This window comes from Croceicoccus sp. Ery5 (genome assembly GCF_020985325.1).
GTDB lineage: Bacteria > Pseudomonadota > Alphaproteobacteria > Sphingomonadales > Sphingomonadaceae > Croceicoccus.
In genome coordinates, this window is sequence record NZ_CP087587.1 from 587460 (window position 1) to 602470 (window position 15011).

Genomic DNA, 15011 nt, shown 5'->3' on the forward strand with positions numbered 1-15011 from the left:
ATGGCAACACTATCTTGAGGCGGATCGAAGGTGCCGCTGTTGGGCCTTCGGCGGTAATTGGCCTGTTATGGCAATGAGGGGGCATAGAAACCCATGAATCTGGAAAAATTCACCGATCGCGCCAAGGGATTTCTGCAAGCGGCGCAGACCGTTGCGATCCGCATGAACCATCAGCGGATCAGCCCGGCGCATATTTTGAAAGCGCTGCTGGAAGATAGCGAGGGCATGGCTTCGGGCCTGATCCAGCGGGCGGGCGGCAATGCCGGTTTCGCAACCGCCGAAATTGACGAGGCGCTGTCGAAAGTGCCGCAGGTTTCGGGCGGCGGGGCGCAGCAGACGCCGGGCCTTGATAACGATGCGGTGCGCGTGCTGGACCAGGCAGAGCAGCTGGCGACCAAATCGGGCGATTCCTATGTCACCGTGGAACGGCTGCTGCTGGCGCTGACTTTGGCCACCACCACGTCGGCTGGACAGGCGCTCAAAGCCGCCAATCTGACGCCGCAGGCTCTGGAGGCCGCGATCACCGAATTACGCGGCGGTCGCAAGGCCGATACTGCCAGCGCCGAGGAAAGCTATGACGCGCTGGAGAAATATGCCCGCGACCTGACTGCGGCAGCGCGTGACGGCAAGCTGGACCCCGTGATCGGGCGCGACGAGGAAATCCGCCGCACGGTGCAGATCCTTGCCCGCCGGACCAAGAACAATCCCGCCCTGATCGGCGAACCCGGCGTCGGCAAGACCGCCATCGCCGAGGGGCTCGCCTTGCGCATCGCCAATGGCGACGTGCCCGACAGCCTGAAGGATCGCCGCCTGATGGCGCTCGACATGGGCAGCCTGATTGCGGGCGCGAAATATCGCGGCGAGTTCGAAGAGCGGCTGAAGTCTGTGCTTGACGAGGTGAAGGGCGCCGAGGGCGAGATCATCCTGTTCATCGATGAGATGCACACGCTGATCGGCGCGGGAAAATCCGAAGGCGCGATGGATGCGGGCAATCTGCTGAAGCCCGCTCTGGCGCGCGGCGAATTGCACTGCATCGGTGCGACCACGCTGGATGAGTACCAGAAGTACGTGGAGAAAGACCCCGCCTTGCAGCGCCGGTTCCAGCCCGTGTTCGTGGGCGAGCCGACCGTGGAAGACACGATTTCGATCCTGCGCGGGCTGAAGGAGAAGTACGAGCTTCACCACGGCGTGCGCATCACCGATGGCGCGATCGTGGCGGCGGCAACCCTGTCGAACCGCTATATTTCCGACCGTTTCCTGCCCGACAAAGCCATCGACCTGATGGACGAGGCGGCATCGCGCATCCGCATGGAAGTGGAATCGAAGCCCGAGGAAATCGAGAATCTCGACCGCCGGATCATCCAGCTCAAGATCGAGGAATCGGCCCTTTCCAAGGAAACCGACGCCGCCAGCGCAGACCGGCTGACCGCTTTGCGCGAGGAGCTGGCGAACCTTGAACAGCAATCGAGCGAGCTGACCACGCGCTGGCAGAACGAGCGCGACAAGATCGCGGCCGAGGGCAAGATCAAGGAAGAGCTGGACGCCGCGCGGATCGAGCTGGAACAGGCGCAGCGTGCGGGCGACCTCGCCAAGGCGGGCGAGCTTTCATACGGGCGCATTCCGGCGCTGGAGAAGCAGCTGGCCGAAGCTGCCGCGCAATCCGAAAACGCGCTGCTGCGCGAGGAAGTGACCGAGGATGACATCGCCGGTGTCGTCAGCCGCTGGACCGGCGTGCCGGTCGACCGGATGATGGAAGGCGAGCGCGAAAAGCTCCTCAAGATGGAGGAAGTGATCGGCAAGCGCGTCATCGGTCAGGAAGATGCGGTTGTCGCCGTGTCCAAGGCAGTCCGCCGTGCGCGGGCCGGATTGCAGGATCCGAACCGGCCGCTGGGCAGCTTCCTGTTCCTTGGCCCCACGGGTGTCGGCAAGACCGAACTGACCAAGGCGCTGGCCGAATTCCTGTTCGACGACGATAGCGCGATGGTGCGCATCGACATGTCGGAATTCATGGAAAAGCACGCGGTTGCCCGACTGATCGGCGCGCCTCCGGGCTATGTCGGTTATGAAGAAGGCGGCGTGCTGACCGAAGCGGTGCGGCGCAGGCCTTATCAAGTCGTGCTGTTCGACGAGGTCGAAAAGGCGCACAGCGATGTATTCAATGTGCTGCTGCAGGTGCTGGACGATGGCCGTCTGACCGACGGGCAGGGCCGCGTGGTCGATTTTTCGAACACGCTGATCATCCTGACGTCGAACCTTGGAAGCCAGTATCTGGCCAATATGGAAGACGGCCAGAAGGTCGAGGATGTCGAACCGCAGGTGATGGACGTGGTGCGCGGGCATTTCCGGCCCGAATTCCTGAACCGTCTGGACGAGATCATCCTGTTCCACCGCCTTGCCGCCGAACACATGGCCCCGATCGTCGAGATTCAGGTAAAGCGGGTGCAAAAGCTTTTGAAGGATCGCAAGATCGTGCTTGACCTGACCGATGCGGCCAAGCGCTGGCTGGGGCGGGTCGGTTACGATCCGGTCTATGGCGCGCGTCCGTTGAAGCGCGCGGTGCAGCGCTATCTTCAGGACCCGCTGGCCGAGATGTTGCTGGCGGGCGATATTCCTGACGGGTCGACGGTCAATATCGACGAGGGGGACGGGGCGCTGAACATCTCCGTCGCCTGACCGGCCCTTAGTTCACGGTTACGGGCACAAAAAAGGGGCCCCGGTTTGCGCCGGGGCCCCTTCCTTTTACGCTGTCGCTTCGATCAGAAGCCGGCAGTGATGTTCGCGAAAAACGTCCGGCCGACATAGTCGTAGCCCGAGTACAGCGGGGCGTTACCGATGGTGGTAACGGCCGCGGTCACCTTGGGCGGCATTTTGTCGGTCAGGTTACGCACACCGACGGTCAGCTCAAGATCTTCGTTGATGGCAACTGCACCCGAAATCGTGTGGGTGAAGTAATCCTTCACGTCGAACTTGTAGTTGTCGCGATACGACTGTTCGAGAGCTTCGTCGACCATGCCGGTCGTCTCGTCGAACGCGTAATATTCGTAGGTCGCGTCCTTGTCCCCGTCGATCCAGTCCAGGCCATAGCGCAGGGTAACCTTGCCAATGGCATAGAGAGCATCGAAGCTGCCGACCCAGTCAGGTGCGAAATAGGCACCGTTGGCGTCGGTCAGATATTCCTCGGGGAACAGCTTGCTCGACTGTTCGGTGTACTTCGTGACCTTCGCGTTCAGCGTCAGCTGGCCCGAACCGATGTCGCGGGCATAACGGCCGTTGAACTCGAAGCCCTTCACGATGTCCGTGGCAAGGTTCACATAGCTGCTGGTCACCGTCAGGATGTCGTTCGCATCGCGGTCGACGAAAGAGCAGAAGCCGCTGTTCGGATCGAAGTTCGTCTCGCTGTAGCAGCGATTGAGGATCGTTCCGCCAGCAAGATCGGCCACGCCGTTCTTAACCTTGATGTCGAAGTAGTCGAGCGACAGCGACAGCGAGCCCACCGAAGACGGCAGGGGCGGCTGGACCACGGCGCCAACGCTCCAGTTCGTCGAGGTTTCCGCCGACAGACCGGTTTCCGCACCACCGCGACGCAGGACGGTGATACCGCTGTTCTGCGTGAAGGTCGCCACGTCGATACCGACCGCCGCGCAGTTTGCCGCGATGATCTGCTGGTTGGTGTTGTAGTCGGCCGGATCGGCGGGGAAGCCGTCCGAATCGCAAGGGTCGGAACCCGCGCTGATGAAGCCGCTGGTCGAACCCAGGAACTGCTCAGCCAGAGCCGGGGCACGATAGGACGTGCCATAGCTGCCGCGGAAGCTGACACCGCGGAACGGCGACCAGAGACCGCCGATCTTGTAGGTCGTGTCGCTGCCGTAGGAGTCGTAGTCCGTGTAACGGGCCGAACCGTTGATCGAGAGTTCGTAAGCGAAGGGCATATCGGCCAGAAGCGGCAGATAGAGTTCGCCGTAGATTTCCTTCACATTGTCCGAGCCGATCGTCGGCGTTGCCGCGGTCAGACCCAGCAGGTTGCCGTTGATCGAGTTCGCATCGGGCGTGTCGTTGATCGACTGCTTGCGATATTCAAGGCCCACTGCCAGCGCCGCATCGCCGCCCGGCAGGGCGAAGATCGGACCGTCGACGTTGAACGCGAAGGTCGTTTCGCGGAAGCGGGTCTGGCCCACGGTGTTCACAAGGATCCAGTCCTTGTATTCCTGCGGCAGGTTGCCGCCGACCGTGTCTGCGTTCAGCGGCGGTGCGGCAACGCAGTTCGCGTTGATCGCGGCCGAGGCGCAGCTGATCGAACCGTCGGTGTTTTCCACCACGTCGAGCGACGCGGCGATACGGTCGATCAGGAACGATTCCAGCTCGTACGTACCGTCGTTCCACGACTTGCCAGCATAGAAATCATACCGCCAGTCGGGAAGGAAGAAGTCGCCGCGAAGACCGCCGCCTGCGCGGACATAATCGACCTGCTGGCGACCCTCGGTCAGGCCATAGCCGATGAACGCGCGAACGCCGAGGTAACCGTCGCCGGTCGTCTCGTTCGGGAATGCAATGACCGAGTTCTTGAACTGGTCGGGAACCAGCGGGTTGTCACGACCGGTGGGCGTGAAATCCGCATTCAGATAGATGGGATAGTCGAGCGCGAGCTGACGATAGAGATAATAGCTCGACTTGCGGCGCGTCGCGAGCACTTCGACATAGGCTTCGGCATTGCCGAGAGCGTCCAGCTCGTAATTCGCGCTGAGATAGCCGGTCAGAATCTCGGCAGGGGTGACGAGATATTCTTCTTCCTGCTCGGGATCATAGGTGTCGCGCGTGTAGTAATCGACGCCCGTATAGCCCGGGGTGAACGGTCCGGTGTTCGAGGCGTCGGGCACCAGGCGGTTGTACGAACCCAGTGCACCGGTCAGGCGATCGGGCGAGGTGCGGGTCGAAACACCGATGGTGTTGATCGTCACACCGCCATTGTCGAGCGAGAAACAGGCCGGTTCGCCGGTTGCGGGATCGATATAGTCGCCCGAACCGAATGCCGTGCCTTCACCGCTCAGGTAACCGCCGATGGGGCAGTTGAAGAAGTCGACATCATTGCGCGAGATCGGATTGCGCTTGAAATATTCCAGCGAGCCGATGACGGTCAGACGGTCAGCCTCGAACCCGAACGAGCCGGCGAGGCGATAGCTGGAACCTGCGCCCACTTCGGGAAGCGTGCCCGAAGCTTCGAATTGCAGGCCGCGAAGCTCGTTATCGGTGATGATGTTCACAACGCCGGCAACGGCGTCCGAACCGTAAACCGACGATGCACCCGCTTCGAGCACTTCGATACGGTCGACGATGGCGTTCGGCAGGACGTTAAGGTCGGCTGCGAGCACCGAACCGCGCGTACCGCCCGGTGCCAGACGGCGACCGTTCAGCAGGACGAGCGTACGGTTGGGGCCCAGGCCGCGCAGGCCCAGAGTGTTCGCACCGACGCCGCCGTCGGTGACGAAGCCGCCGTAATAGTTGTTGATCTGGCTGGCACCCGCGGTGACCGAATTGCTCTGCAGCGCGTCGGCGGTCGAGTTGAAGCCGGCCTGCGTCATTTCCTTGGAGGTGATGACGGTGATCGGTTCGGCGGCCGAGAATTCGTCACGGCGGATGCGCGAGCCGGTGACCACGATGGCGCCTGCGCCGTTATCGACCTGGCTCTGCGCGACCTCTTCCTCGATCGTTTCGGGATCGGCGGTTTGCGCATTTGCGATATTCGGAACGGCAGCGGCCAGAACGGCGATGCCGGCGAGCGAGCTGGTGGCAAACAGCCTGTGCCGCCCGTTCAACACGAGTTTAGTCATGATTCAGTCCCTTGTGCCTGGCAACCCGTTATCCGGGCCCCCCTTGTGTACCCCGCGCTTGGCAGGCGCGATTGAGGGGACTTCACCCGAATGGGCGTTCAAAACAAAGGGCTAACTGGTGTCAAATGGAACGATTTTGCGCAAAATGTTGCGCAATTGTCACATGAATCATCCGTGAACGGGCGATCCAGAACCAATCCTCGCTTTAAGATTACCAAAGGGGGTTAAGGTTCACTGAACCCGCTTGCCCTTCGCGCCCATCGCTCCGTTCACGCGCACCCAATAGGAACCCAGCGACGCGCGTTCGAATTCCACGCTGTCGCCCACCTTGGGCATGCGGAAGCGGGCAGGGGCATCGCGCACTTCCCAGACCGCGTCGCCTTCCTCGATGGTAAAGCGATAGCTGTCCTCGCCGATGCGCGACACGCGGGTAATAGTAGAGGTCAGCGTGTCGAGCGGTTCCACATCCTCGCCATCGTCGTCCTTGCCTCCGAACAGGGTGATGGTGGGGAGCGAGAACCCGAAAACGCTGCGCCGTGTCTGCTCGATCTCCTCGGTCCGGACAAGGCGCACGCTGCCGTCGTCGAAGTCCGCCAGCAGCGATGCGCTGGCCGCGTCATAACAGGCAAGGCGCGCGCCATCGTCCGCGATTCCGCTGCATTCGCGCATTTTGTCGACATGAGCGCTATCGGCGGCGGGCGCGTCCTGCGCACCCGCAGGCGTCGCGATCACCGCCACTGCGGACAGCGACATGCCGGCCAAGGATTTCAGGCCAATCAACGACTTCGCGGAGAAAATCTGCACGGTGCCTCTTCCACTGTATACGGCATGAAACATGCCTAAGTGCCATTGGTCATGGCATAAAATTGCCGAAAGTCCACCCGCACAGCGCGTGTAACCTAGTTGCAACAGTAACGAGGGGATTCGTTGCAGATTTGTGATTATCGTTGCAGTTGGAACCAGTGCGCACTTACCACCCCGCCACGGACTCGATCCGGAATAACCATAGAGCAGGCGCATAACGCGCCGTTTCACTCAGGGGAAATTCATGTCCAATCGTCTGACCAAGGCGTCGCTGCTTGCAGGCACCATCATGGTCGGTGCCTTTGTAAGTGCCCCCGCACTTGCACAAAGCACCGAAGATACCGCGACGGTCGCAGCCGCCGACGAAACGGCTGGTGAAGCCATCGTCGTTACCGGTTCGCGCATTCAGCGCCGTGACCTCGAGGGTTCGGCCCCTCTCGCAATCGTCTCTGACGAAGAATTCAAGCTTTCGGGTGCGGTGAACGTTGAATCGGTCATCAACACCCTTCCGCAGGTCATTCCCGGCACGACCTCGTTCTCGAACAACCCCGGTGGCGGCGTCTCGACGCTCGACCTTCGCGGTCTGGGCGAAGAGCGCAGCATGGTGCTGGTCAACGGCCGTCGCTGGATGTTCTACGATACCAACCAGGTCGTCGATCTGAACACCATCCCCACCTTCCTGATCGACAATGTCGACGTGGTGACCGGCGGTGCTTCGGCCATTTACGGTTCGGACGCTCTCGCAGGCGTCGTGAACTTCCGTCTGAAGGACGTGCAGGGCGTTGAAGTCGGTGGCCAGTACGGCATCACCGGCGAAGGCGACGGCAAGCGTTACCAGGCCCATATCGCACTGGGTTCGGAATTCGCCGACGGCCGTGGCCATGCCACCGTCTATGGCGAATATTACAAGCGCGGCGCGATCTTCGCGCAGGGCCGCGACTTCTCGCGCAACGTCAACTGGGACGACTATGAAGGCGGCATCGTGCCCGGCGGTTCGTCGACCGTTCCCTACGGCCGTTTCACTTCGGTCCTGCCGACCGAGTCGGACGACCCGACGGCAACGCTGTGCCCCGCCGGCAATGTGTTCTGCTCGCCCGGTGCGGTTTACCGCGATCCCGGCGTAAGCTCGCCGCGTACCGGCGCCGACCTGTATAACTACGGTCCGGTCAACTACCTGATGGTCCCGCAAGAGCGTTACCTGATGGGCGGCTATGCCGACTACGAATTCGCTGACGGCCACACCGCCTACACCGAAGTTTCGTTCGTCAACAACCGCGTCGCCAACGAACTGGCTGCAACGCCGGTGACCGGCACGTTCAATGTCGACATCGCTTCGGTCGCCGATTTCATCTCGGCCGATGACGTTGCTGCTCTGAACGCGATCGACACCGACGGCGACGGCGTTGTGCCGCTGGCTGTGCAGCGTCGCGTTACCGAAAGCGGCAGCCGTAACTCGCTGGACGAGCGTAACTCGTTCCGCATTCTGACCGGCGTTCGCGGCGAACTGACCGACACCATCGGTTACGACGCCTATTACCTGTATTCGCGCACCCGCAACTCGAACGTCCAGGCGGGTAACATCTCGCGCTCGGCGTTCCAGGCTGGCCTCGACGGTTCGGCTCCGGCGATCAACATCTTCGGCCCGAACACGCTGACCCCCGACATGGTCGACCAGATCTCGATCCTGGCGCAGAACGGCGATACCTCGTCGCTGCAGGTGGCCAACGCGTCGATCAACGGCTCGCTGTTCAACCTTGGCATGGGTGCCGAAGATGCCGGCTTCGCGTTCGGCGTCGAATACCGCAAGATGACTTCCGAATATATTCCTGACACGGCACTGTCGTCGGGCGACGTCATCGGCTTCAACGCCGGTGAACCGACCGCGGGCAGCTATGACGCCAAGGAAGTCTTCGGCGAGCTTCTGATCCCGGTCGCGGCTTACATGCCCGGCATCCACCGCCTCGAACTGAACGCCGCTGCGCGTTATTCCGACTATTCGCTTGAAGCAGTCGGCGGCGTCTGGGCCTATGGCGGCGGCGTCAAGTATGCTCCCATCGCGGATGTCATGCTGCGCGGTCAGTATCAGCGCGCGGTTCGTGCACCCAACGTGCAGGAACTGTTCGGCGGCAACGCACAGGGCTTCCCGGGCGCGACCGATCCTTGCGGTGCCAACCAGGCCGACGCTCTGCAGACCGATGCAGTCCGCGACCTGTGTATCGCAACCGGCGTTCCTTCGGGCGCGGTATGGGGCAGCAACATCCAGCTGAACACCCAGATTCAGGGTCTGTTCGGCGGTAACCCCGACCTGCAGGAAGAAACTTCGGACACGTGGACGGCTGGTGTCGTGCTGCGCCCGACCTTCCTGCCCGGCTTCAGCGCTACGGTTGACTGGTACAACATCACCGTCGATGGCGCGATCGACACCCTTGGTGGCGGTCTCGCGAACACGCTGAACCTGTGCTACAACATCATCCAGGACATCGACAGCCAGTACTGTCAGGCCTTTGTTGGCACGCGTAACGCGCTGGGTCAGCTGGACGGTGTGAACGCACCGGCCATTCTGAACGCCAACACCGGTGCTCTCGAAGTTGAAGGTATCGACTTCGAACTGAACTATGGCACCGACCTCGACTTCGGTCTGATGAGCGAAGAATCGCGCATCTCGTTCGGCTTCATGGGCACCTACACCATGGATTACCTCTACACGCCGGTGGCCGAGCTTCCGGACGAGGTGTTCCAGTGTGCTGGCAAGTTCGGCGTGCTGACCTGTGGCGAGCCGATCCCCGAGTGGAAGTGGTCGTCGCGTCTTTCGTTCATCGACGGTCCGCTGACCACCAGCTTCCGCTGGCGTCATGTGGGTTCGGTCAAGGATGACGATGACAGCACCGATTACGCTGTCGAGAAGATCGGCGCGTATGACCTGTTCGACCTGACCTTCGGCTTCGACGTCACGGAATCGTTCAACCTGACCGCAGGTGTGAACAATCTGTTCGACAAGAAGCCGCCGACGATGGGTGACAACCAGGAGCAGACCAACACCTGGCCCGGTACCTATGACGTCATCGGTCGCGACTTCTTCGTCGCAGCAAGCATGAGCTTCTGATCGAAGATCGCATGAACAAGGAAGGGGCGGTGACCGGAAACGGTCGCCGCCTTTTTCTTTTGCTTGCGACTTTGCTGATAGTGGACGGTCAGACGGTCGTCAGTGACTGGTAACGTCGAACGCCACGGTCATCCGGCGGCCCGCCGCAAAGGGCGTGGTGCCGTGATACAGGGTGCTGGGAAACAGGGCGAGATGCCCCGCCTTTGGCCGGAAAACGGCCAGCGGTCCCAGATCGAGCCGCAGATCGGCAGGCGGGCGGCCCAGTTCCAGCAGCGCCTCTTCCCCATCGCCTGCAACATCGGGCAAATCGATATAGAGTGCGGAGGACAGGATGCCTTGCGGGTGGATATGCCCCGTGTGGTGATCGCCCCCGCCATGCAGGCGGACCGACCACGACCCCTCGATCCGCCATTGCGCATTGCGCCAGCGCAGCAGCGGATGGGTATCGTCCTGTGGGGGAAGGCCCGCGCGATGCATGTCCAGCGTGGCGCGGATCGCATCGGACAGGCGGCGCAGTTCGGGCTCCATCCGGTGGAACAGCCGCCCGCGCGTCTGTGTGCCGCCGCGAAGGGATTGGCCCAGCGGAAAGACCGACCGGTCGTGCAACCCGTGCAGCACGCGCGCGGCATTGGCCAGCACTTGCGGATCGCCTTCCAGCGGGCGCAACGCAAATAATCCTGACTGCTCGTGCAACCAGATCGCGCGGATATCGCCCGTCAGTCGCCATACGATGCCGCGCAGCGCCCATGCGCCGATATCCCACGGCCGGGCGTCCAGCGCCCTGGTCAGCAGATCGTCTGCCCGGTCATATTCGCCGCGCCGGATGCGATGGCGTGCCTCGTGCAGCTGGCGTTCGAAACTGTCGGTCGAAAGCGTGGCCAAAAGGGTTTCGGCGCGGTCGTCGTCACCGGCGGCCCCCGCATAGATCGCTTCCAGCAAGGTAAGGCGCGGCGCGTCGGGCAGGCGCTGGCGAGCGGCGCGAACGACCTCTGCCGCTTCGGCGTTACGGTCGATCCCCGCCAACAATTCGCCGTGCAGGAAGGCGATGCTGGCATCTTGCGGCAGGCGGCGGGCGGCATCGGCAAGATGGCTGGCGAAATCCGCTTCGCCCGCAGCCAGCCGTAATTGCGCCAGAAACCGCAGCCCGTCGTGCCATGCGGGGGCCTGTGCCACCAGCTGTTCGGCGATCGCCCGCGCCCCGGCGGCATCGCCTGCCGCTTCCATTGCCTGCGCCTTGCCCAGCCATGCATTCGGGTCGGCATTATGCGCCTGTAATGCGCGGTCGAAGCGCGCGGCAGCGTCGCTTTCGGCACGTTCGAGCGCAATCCGAGCCCTTCCGTGCAGCGCAATCGCCCGCGCGGGATCGATCGCCAGCGCGCGATCATAGGCTGCCGCCGCTTCGTCCAACCGGTCGGCAGAGCGTAGCGCATTGGCACGGGTCGAATGAAAACGCGCATCGTTCGCCCCCTGCTGAGCAAATCCGGCCAGCAGTTCCGCCGCTTCCTGCGCACGGTCAGCCTGAGTCAGCGCCAGCGCGCGATTGACCGCCATGGCCAAAGTGCCCGGCCGCGCGGCCAGCGCCTTGCCGAACAATTCGGCCGCCGTGGCCGGATCGCCCAGCCGCATATGCAGGTTACCTGCCGAATTCAGCAGGTCGGCATGGTCGGGATGCTGTTCCAGCGCCGCGCGATAGATGGCTGCCGCGCCGGTCGGGTCGCCCCCGCGCTCTGCCGCCATCGCGCGCTCGTGCCATTGCTGTGGGGGAAGGGCGGCTGCATTCACCGGTCGCGCACCCAACCGGTAATGGCGAAGCGCTGTGCGGGCGCGAAGGGCGGAACATAGCCGACCGAATGGGCCTGCGGCACCGCAAACAGGTTCAGCGTATTGAACCGCGGTCGCCAGCCTTCGACAATGTCGCCATCCTCGTCGAGGAAATTGAGATAGCCGCCCCAGTCGGGATGCCAATCGTCCCCTGCCATGTTTAGCACATAGGCGACGCGCCACCCTTCGGCCACATGGCTGTCGATATGGCGGCCAAGGAAATGGCCGGGGCCGAACATGGTGGCCTGCGCATCGGCCTTTACTAGATTGTCGATGCCGGTGATGTCGCGGACCAGTCCCAGGAAATCGGGAGCGTTCAGATATTCCAGCAACAGGTCATGCGGGGAATCGGGCGACCATTGCTGTTGATAGGCCTCGAGGATCGGATAGCGGCCAAACCGGCAGGCGTAATCGCCCCCTGCCGCGGCCTTGTGCGCGGCCTCGATTATGCTGCGTGCCTTGGCCTGGCCGTCGGGCGTGCGCATCTGGGGCGCTTCGACCGCATCGGGACGCGCATGGGTACCGGCTTGTCCTGCGATACCCCACGGCGTATGGGCCGCAAGAATCTTGCGAATTTCGGCCGCTGTCGCTTCGGTTAATACGTTACGCACTTGCACACGGCCGTTACATCTGTAACGATCCGCAAATGCCGCGCGATCCAGCGAAGGGTTAAGCCTGAACAATTCCTTGGGCACGTTTGGGCGACCTTTCATTCGCGTGCTGCACCGTCGTTAGGCGGTGCGGGGTCGGGATGGCAACAGGTCGCATGGGGCGGTCGCAATCGGGGGTCGGGTTTGGGCGGAGAACGGGCCAGTGGAAACAAAAGCTGCTAGAATTCTGAATTGCTGTCTTGCCGGATGTCGGGTGTCATGAACTCGTCGCTCAGCCTTTCGCGTTTTCTCCCCTATCGCCTGTCCATCACGTCGAACGCGATCAGCCAGCGTATCGCGGTGGAATACCGCGCCCAGTTCGATCTGAAAGTCCCCGAATGGCGCGTTATGGCCGTGCTGGGCGATGTCGGCCCGCTGACCCAGCGCCAGCTGGTGGGGGCGACATTCATGGACAAGGTGGCCGTGAACCGCGCCTGCAAGGTGCTGGTCGAAAACAACCATGTCCGCCGCCATCCCAATACGCTCGACGGTCGCTCGCATCTGCTTGAGCTGACCCCGGAAGGGCGCGCAATTCACGCTCAGGTGATGCCGCTGGCGCTGAAGATGGAGCAGGAAATCATGAACTGCCTGACCGCAAAGGAACAGCGCGAGTTCAGCAGGACGCTGGACAAGCTGTTCGCGCAGGTTCGCGACATCGACCCCGAAGACTGATTGCGCCATCGCGCATCCGCCGTGCCGCACCGGCACCAGCGGACACGAAAAGGGCGGCACCGGATATCCGGCGCCGCCCCTTTTCTTTGGCGGCCTGCGTGGCCGCCCCTGTGTGTCGACCCCCTAGAGCAGGGCGTCGGAGATCGAGCAGGCCGCGGGGCCGAGGATCACGATGAACAGCACCGGCAGAATGAACAGGATCAGCGGCACGGTCATGATCGCGGGCAGGCGCGCGGCCTTTTCCTCGGCGCGCATCATGCGTTCGTTGCGGAATTCGGCCGACAACACGCGCAGCGCCGATGCCAGCGGCGTACCGTAACGCTCGGTCTGCACCATGGTCGTCGTCACGCCCTTCATCGCTTCCAGATCGACGCGATAGGTCAGGTTTTCGAACGCCATGCGCCGTTCGGTCAGGAAGGACAGCTCGATCGAAGTCAGTGCAAATTCGTCGGCCAGTTCGGGATAGGCGCGGCCCAGTTCCTTGGCGACGCGGTTGAAGGACGCATCGACCGTCAGGCCCGCCTCGGCGCAGATCACCAGCAGGTCGAGCGCGTCGGGAAGCCCCTTGCGGATCGCATCGGTGCGCTTGGTAATCAGGTTCTTCAGATACATGCCCGGGCCGTAATAGCCGGCGGCAAGGCTGCCCGCGAACACGGCCAGACGCTTCATCGGGCCCCATTCGGGATAGGTATCGGTCCAGTAGACCAGCACGGCGGCAACAAAGCCGAACACGATCGGCAGCACGACGCGCGCGGCGACCACCACATAGGCCAGTTCCTTGCGGCGGATACCGGCCTGCATCAGCTTTTGTTCGATCTCCTTGATCTGGCTGTCCTGCAGCATCGAGAACTTGGAGAGGTAGTCGCGGACCTTGTCGGTCAGATCGGTCTTGCGGCGGAGCGTGCGGCGCTTGACCTGCGCTTCGGTCATCAGGCCGAGCTTCAGCTCTTCGCGCCGTGCGTTCAGCGATTTGACGCGCTTCGCCATGGGATCGCGCACGGTCAGCGCGGCATAGATCGCCATCATGGTGGCAAGCGCCGCGATGCCCGCCAGAATCGATCCGACAAGAATGACGTCAACGCCAAGAAGGGTGGGGCCGGTTGTCTGCATGATAATTCTCGCGCCTTTCCCCGCTCAGATCTCGAAGCTGACCATTTTGTACATGACAAAGGCGCCGATGCTCATCCAACACAGGCCGAACAGGCCCGCGACGATCAGACGGTCGTCGGTGAAAAAGCCGCCAAGGTAATCGGGGTTCAGCATGTAGACGATGGTAAACACCAGAAAGGGCAGGGCGCCGACGATATAGGCCGAGGCCTTGGCTTCCGAGCTCATGGCGCGGATCTTCAGCTTCATCTGGATACGCTTGCGCAGCACTTCGGCAAGGTTCGCCAGCGTTTCGGCCAGGTTACCGCCCGTTTCGCGCTGGATGGCGAGCGAGATGCAGAAGAACTTGAATTCGGGAATATCGAGGCGGTCCGCCGTTTCCTGCAGCGAATCGTCGAGCGATTTGCCCACTTTCACGCGGTCGGTGATCGCCTTGAATTCCTCGCCGACGGGGCCGGGAATTTCGGTCGAGACCACGGCCAGCGTTTCGGTTACCGGCAGGCCCGAGCGCAGGCCGCGCACCAGCAATTCGATGCCGTCGGGGAAGCGCGCGTTGAAATTGGCGAGGCGCTTCTTGATCTGGCGGCCGACGATGAAATGCGGCAGGCCAAGGCCGACGACCGCGCCGCCCGCCAGCGCCATCAGCGGCGCGCCGGTCTTGATCAGGATCAGCACGCCAATGCCCAGAAACAGCCCGCCCGACACATAGAAATAGGTCGGCACCGTCCAGTTCTTGCCCGTGCGATGCAGGCGCAGCGCCAATGCGGCGATGCGCGAATCCGAGCCGGCGGCATGGCGCGCACGCGGCTTGCGGGCGGAAATCGCCTTTTTCAGCTGGGCCTCGACCCGTGATTCCGCGCTTTGCGAATGGCGATAGCGGATCTGTTGCAGCCGCTTGGCCTGCTGGCGCGAGGAGGCCGAGCCATAGAGCGCGTAGAAGGCAACGCCGACCACCAGCATCATGCCGACAACGACTATGAATATCTGTGCAAACTGCATCGCCCGTGAACCTCCGGTACCCTAATCATT

At 62.5% G+C, this 15011-nt stretch carries 9 protein-coding genes; 3 read left to right on the forward strand and 6 right to left on the reverse strand.

Annotated features, from left to right (window positions below):
• Window positions 1-93: 93 nt before the first annotated feature.
• Window positions 94-2673 carry an ATP-dependent chaperone ClpB gene (gene clpB / locus LOZ74_RS02875; protein WP_230292810.1) on the forward strand — a complete coding sequence of 860 codons (2580 nt, stop codon included), beginning with the start codon at window positions 94-96 and terminating at the stop codon, window positions 2671-2673.
• Window positions 2674-2756: 83 nt separating this feature from the next.
• Here the strand turns inward: clpB and LOZ74_RS02880 are convergent, their stop codons facing one another.
• Together LOZ74_RS02880 and LOZ74_RS02885 are read right to left on the reverse strand one after the other, a co-directional pair.
• Complete coding sequence (locus tag LOZ74_RS02880; RefSeq protein ID WP_230292811.1) at window positions 2757-5825, reverse strand: TonB-dependent receptor domain-containing protein; 3069 nt, start codon at window positions 5823-5825, stop codon at window positions 2757-2759.
• Window positions 5826-6056: 231 nt separating this feature from the next.
• Window positions 6057-6578 carry a hypothetical protein gene (locus tag LOZ74_RS02885; RefSeq protein ID WP_230292812.1) on the reverse strand — a complete coding sequence of 174 codons (522 nt, stop codon included), beginning with the start codon at window positions 6576-6578 and terminating at the stop codon, window positions 6057-6059.
• 295 nt (window positions 6579-6873) lie between these two features.
• Here LOZ74_RS02885 and LOZ74_RS02890 point away from each other — a divergent pair, with 295 nt between their 5' ends.
• Entirely contained in the window at window positions 6874-9732 is a 2859-nt protein-coding gene (locus LOZ74_RS02890) for a TonB-dependent receptor domain-containing protein (protein ID WP_230292813.1), read from the forward strand.
• Window positions 9733-9831: 99 nt separating this feature from the next.
• On the opposite strand, the gene LOZ74_RS02895 is transcribed toward LOZ74_RS02890, so the two are convergent.
• Complete coding sequence (locus LOZ74_RS02895) at window positions 9832-11514, reverse strand: tetratricopeptide repeat protein (RefSeq protein ID WP_230292814.1); 1683 nt, start codon at window positions 11512-11514, stop codon at window positions 9832-9834.
• Window positions 11511-12164: a 2OG-Fe(II) oxygenase family protein gene (locus tag LOZ74_RS02900; RefSeq protein WP_230292815.1), complete on the reverse strand. Its 654-nt coding sequence runs from the start codon at window positions 12162-12164 to the stop codon at window positions 11511-11513. Before LOZ74_RS02900 ends, LOZ74_RS02895 begins: the two co-directional genes overlap by 4 nt.
• A 258-nt stretch (window positions 12165-12422) precedes the next feature.
• On the opposite strand from LOZ74_RS02900, the gene LOZ74_RS02905 reads away from it, so the two are divergent.
• A complete protein-coding gene (locus LOZ74_RS02905; protein ID WP_230292816.1) occupies window positions 12423-12875 on the forward strand; it encodes a MarR family winged helix-turn-helix transcriptional regulator in 453 nt (150 codons plus the stop codon).
• Between the two features lie 123 nt (window positions 12876-12998).
• Here LOZ74_RS02905 and LOZ74_RS02910 read toward each other — a convergent pair whose 3' ends face one another.
• Window positions 12999-13991, reverse strand: coding sequence for a type II secretion system F family protein (locus LOZ74_RS02910; protein ID WP_230293794.1), 993 nt, complete (start codon window positions 13989-13991; stop codon window positions 12999-13001).
• 18 nt (window positions 13992-14009) lie between these two features.
• Complete coding sequence (locus LOZ74_RS02915) at window positions 14010-14981, reverse strand: type II secretion system F family protein (protein ID WP_230292817.1); 972 nt, start codon at window positions 14979-14981, stop codon at window positions 14010-14012.
• Window positions 14982-15011 lie beyond the last annotated feature (30 nt).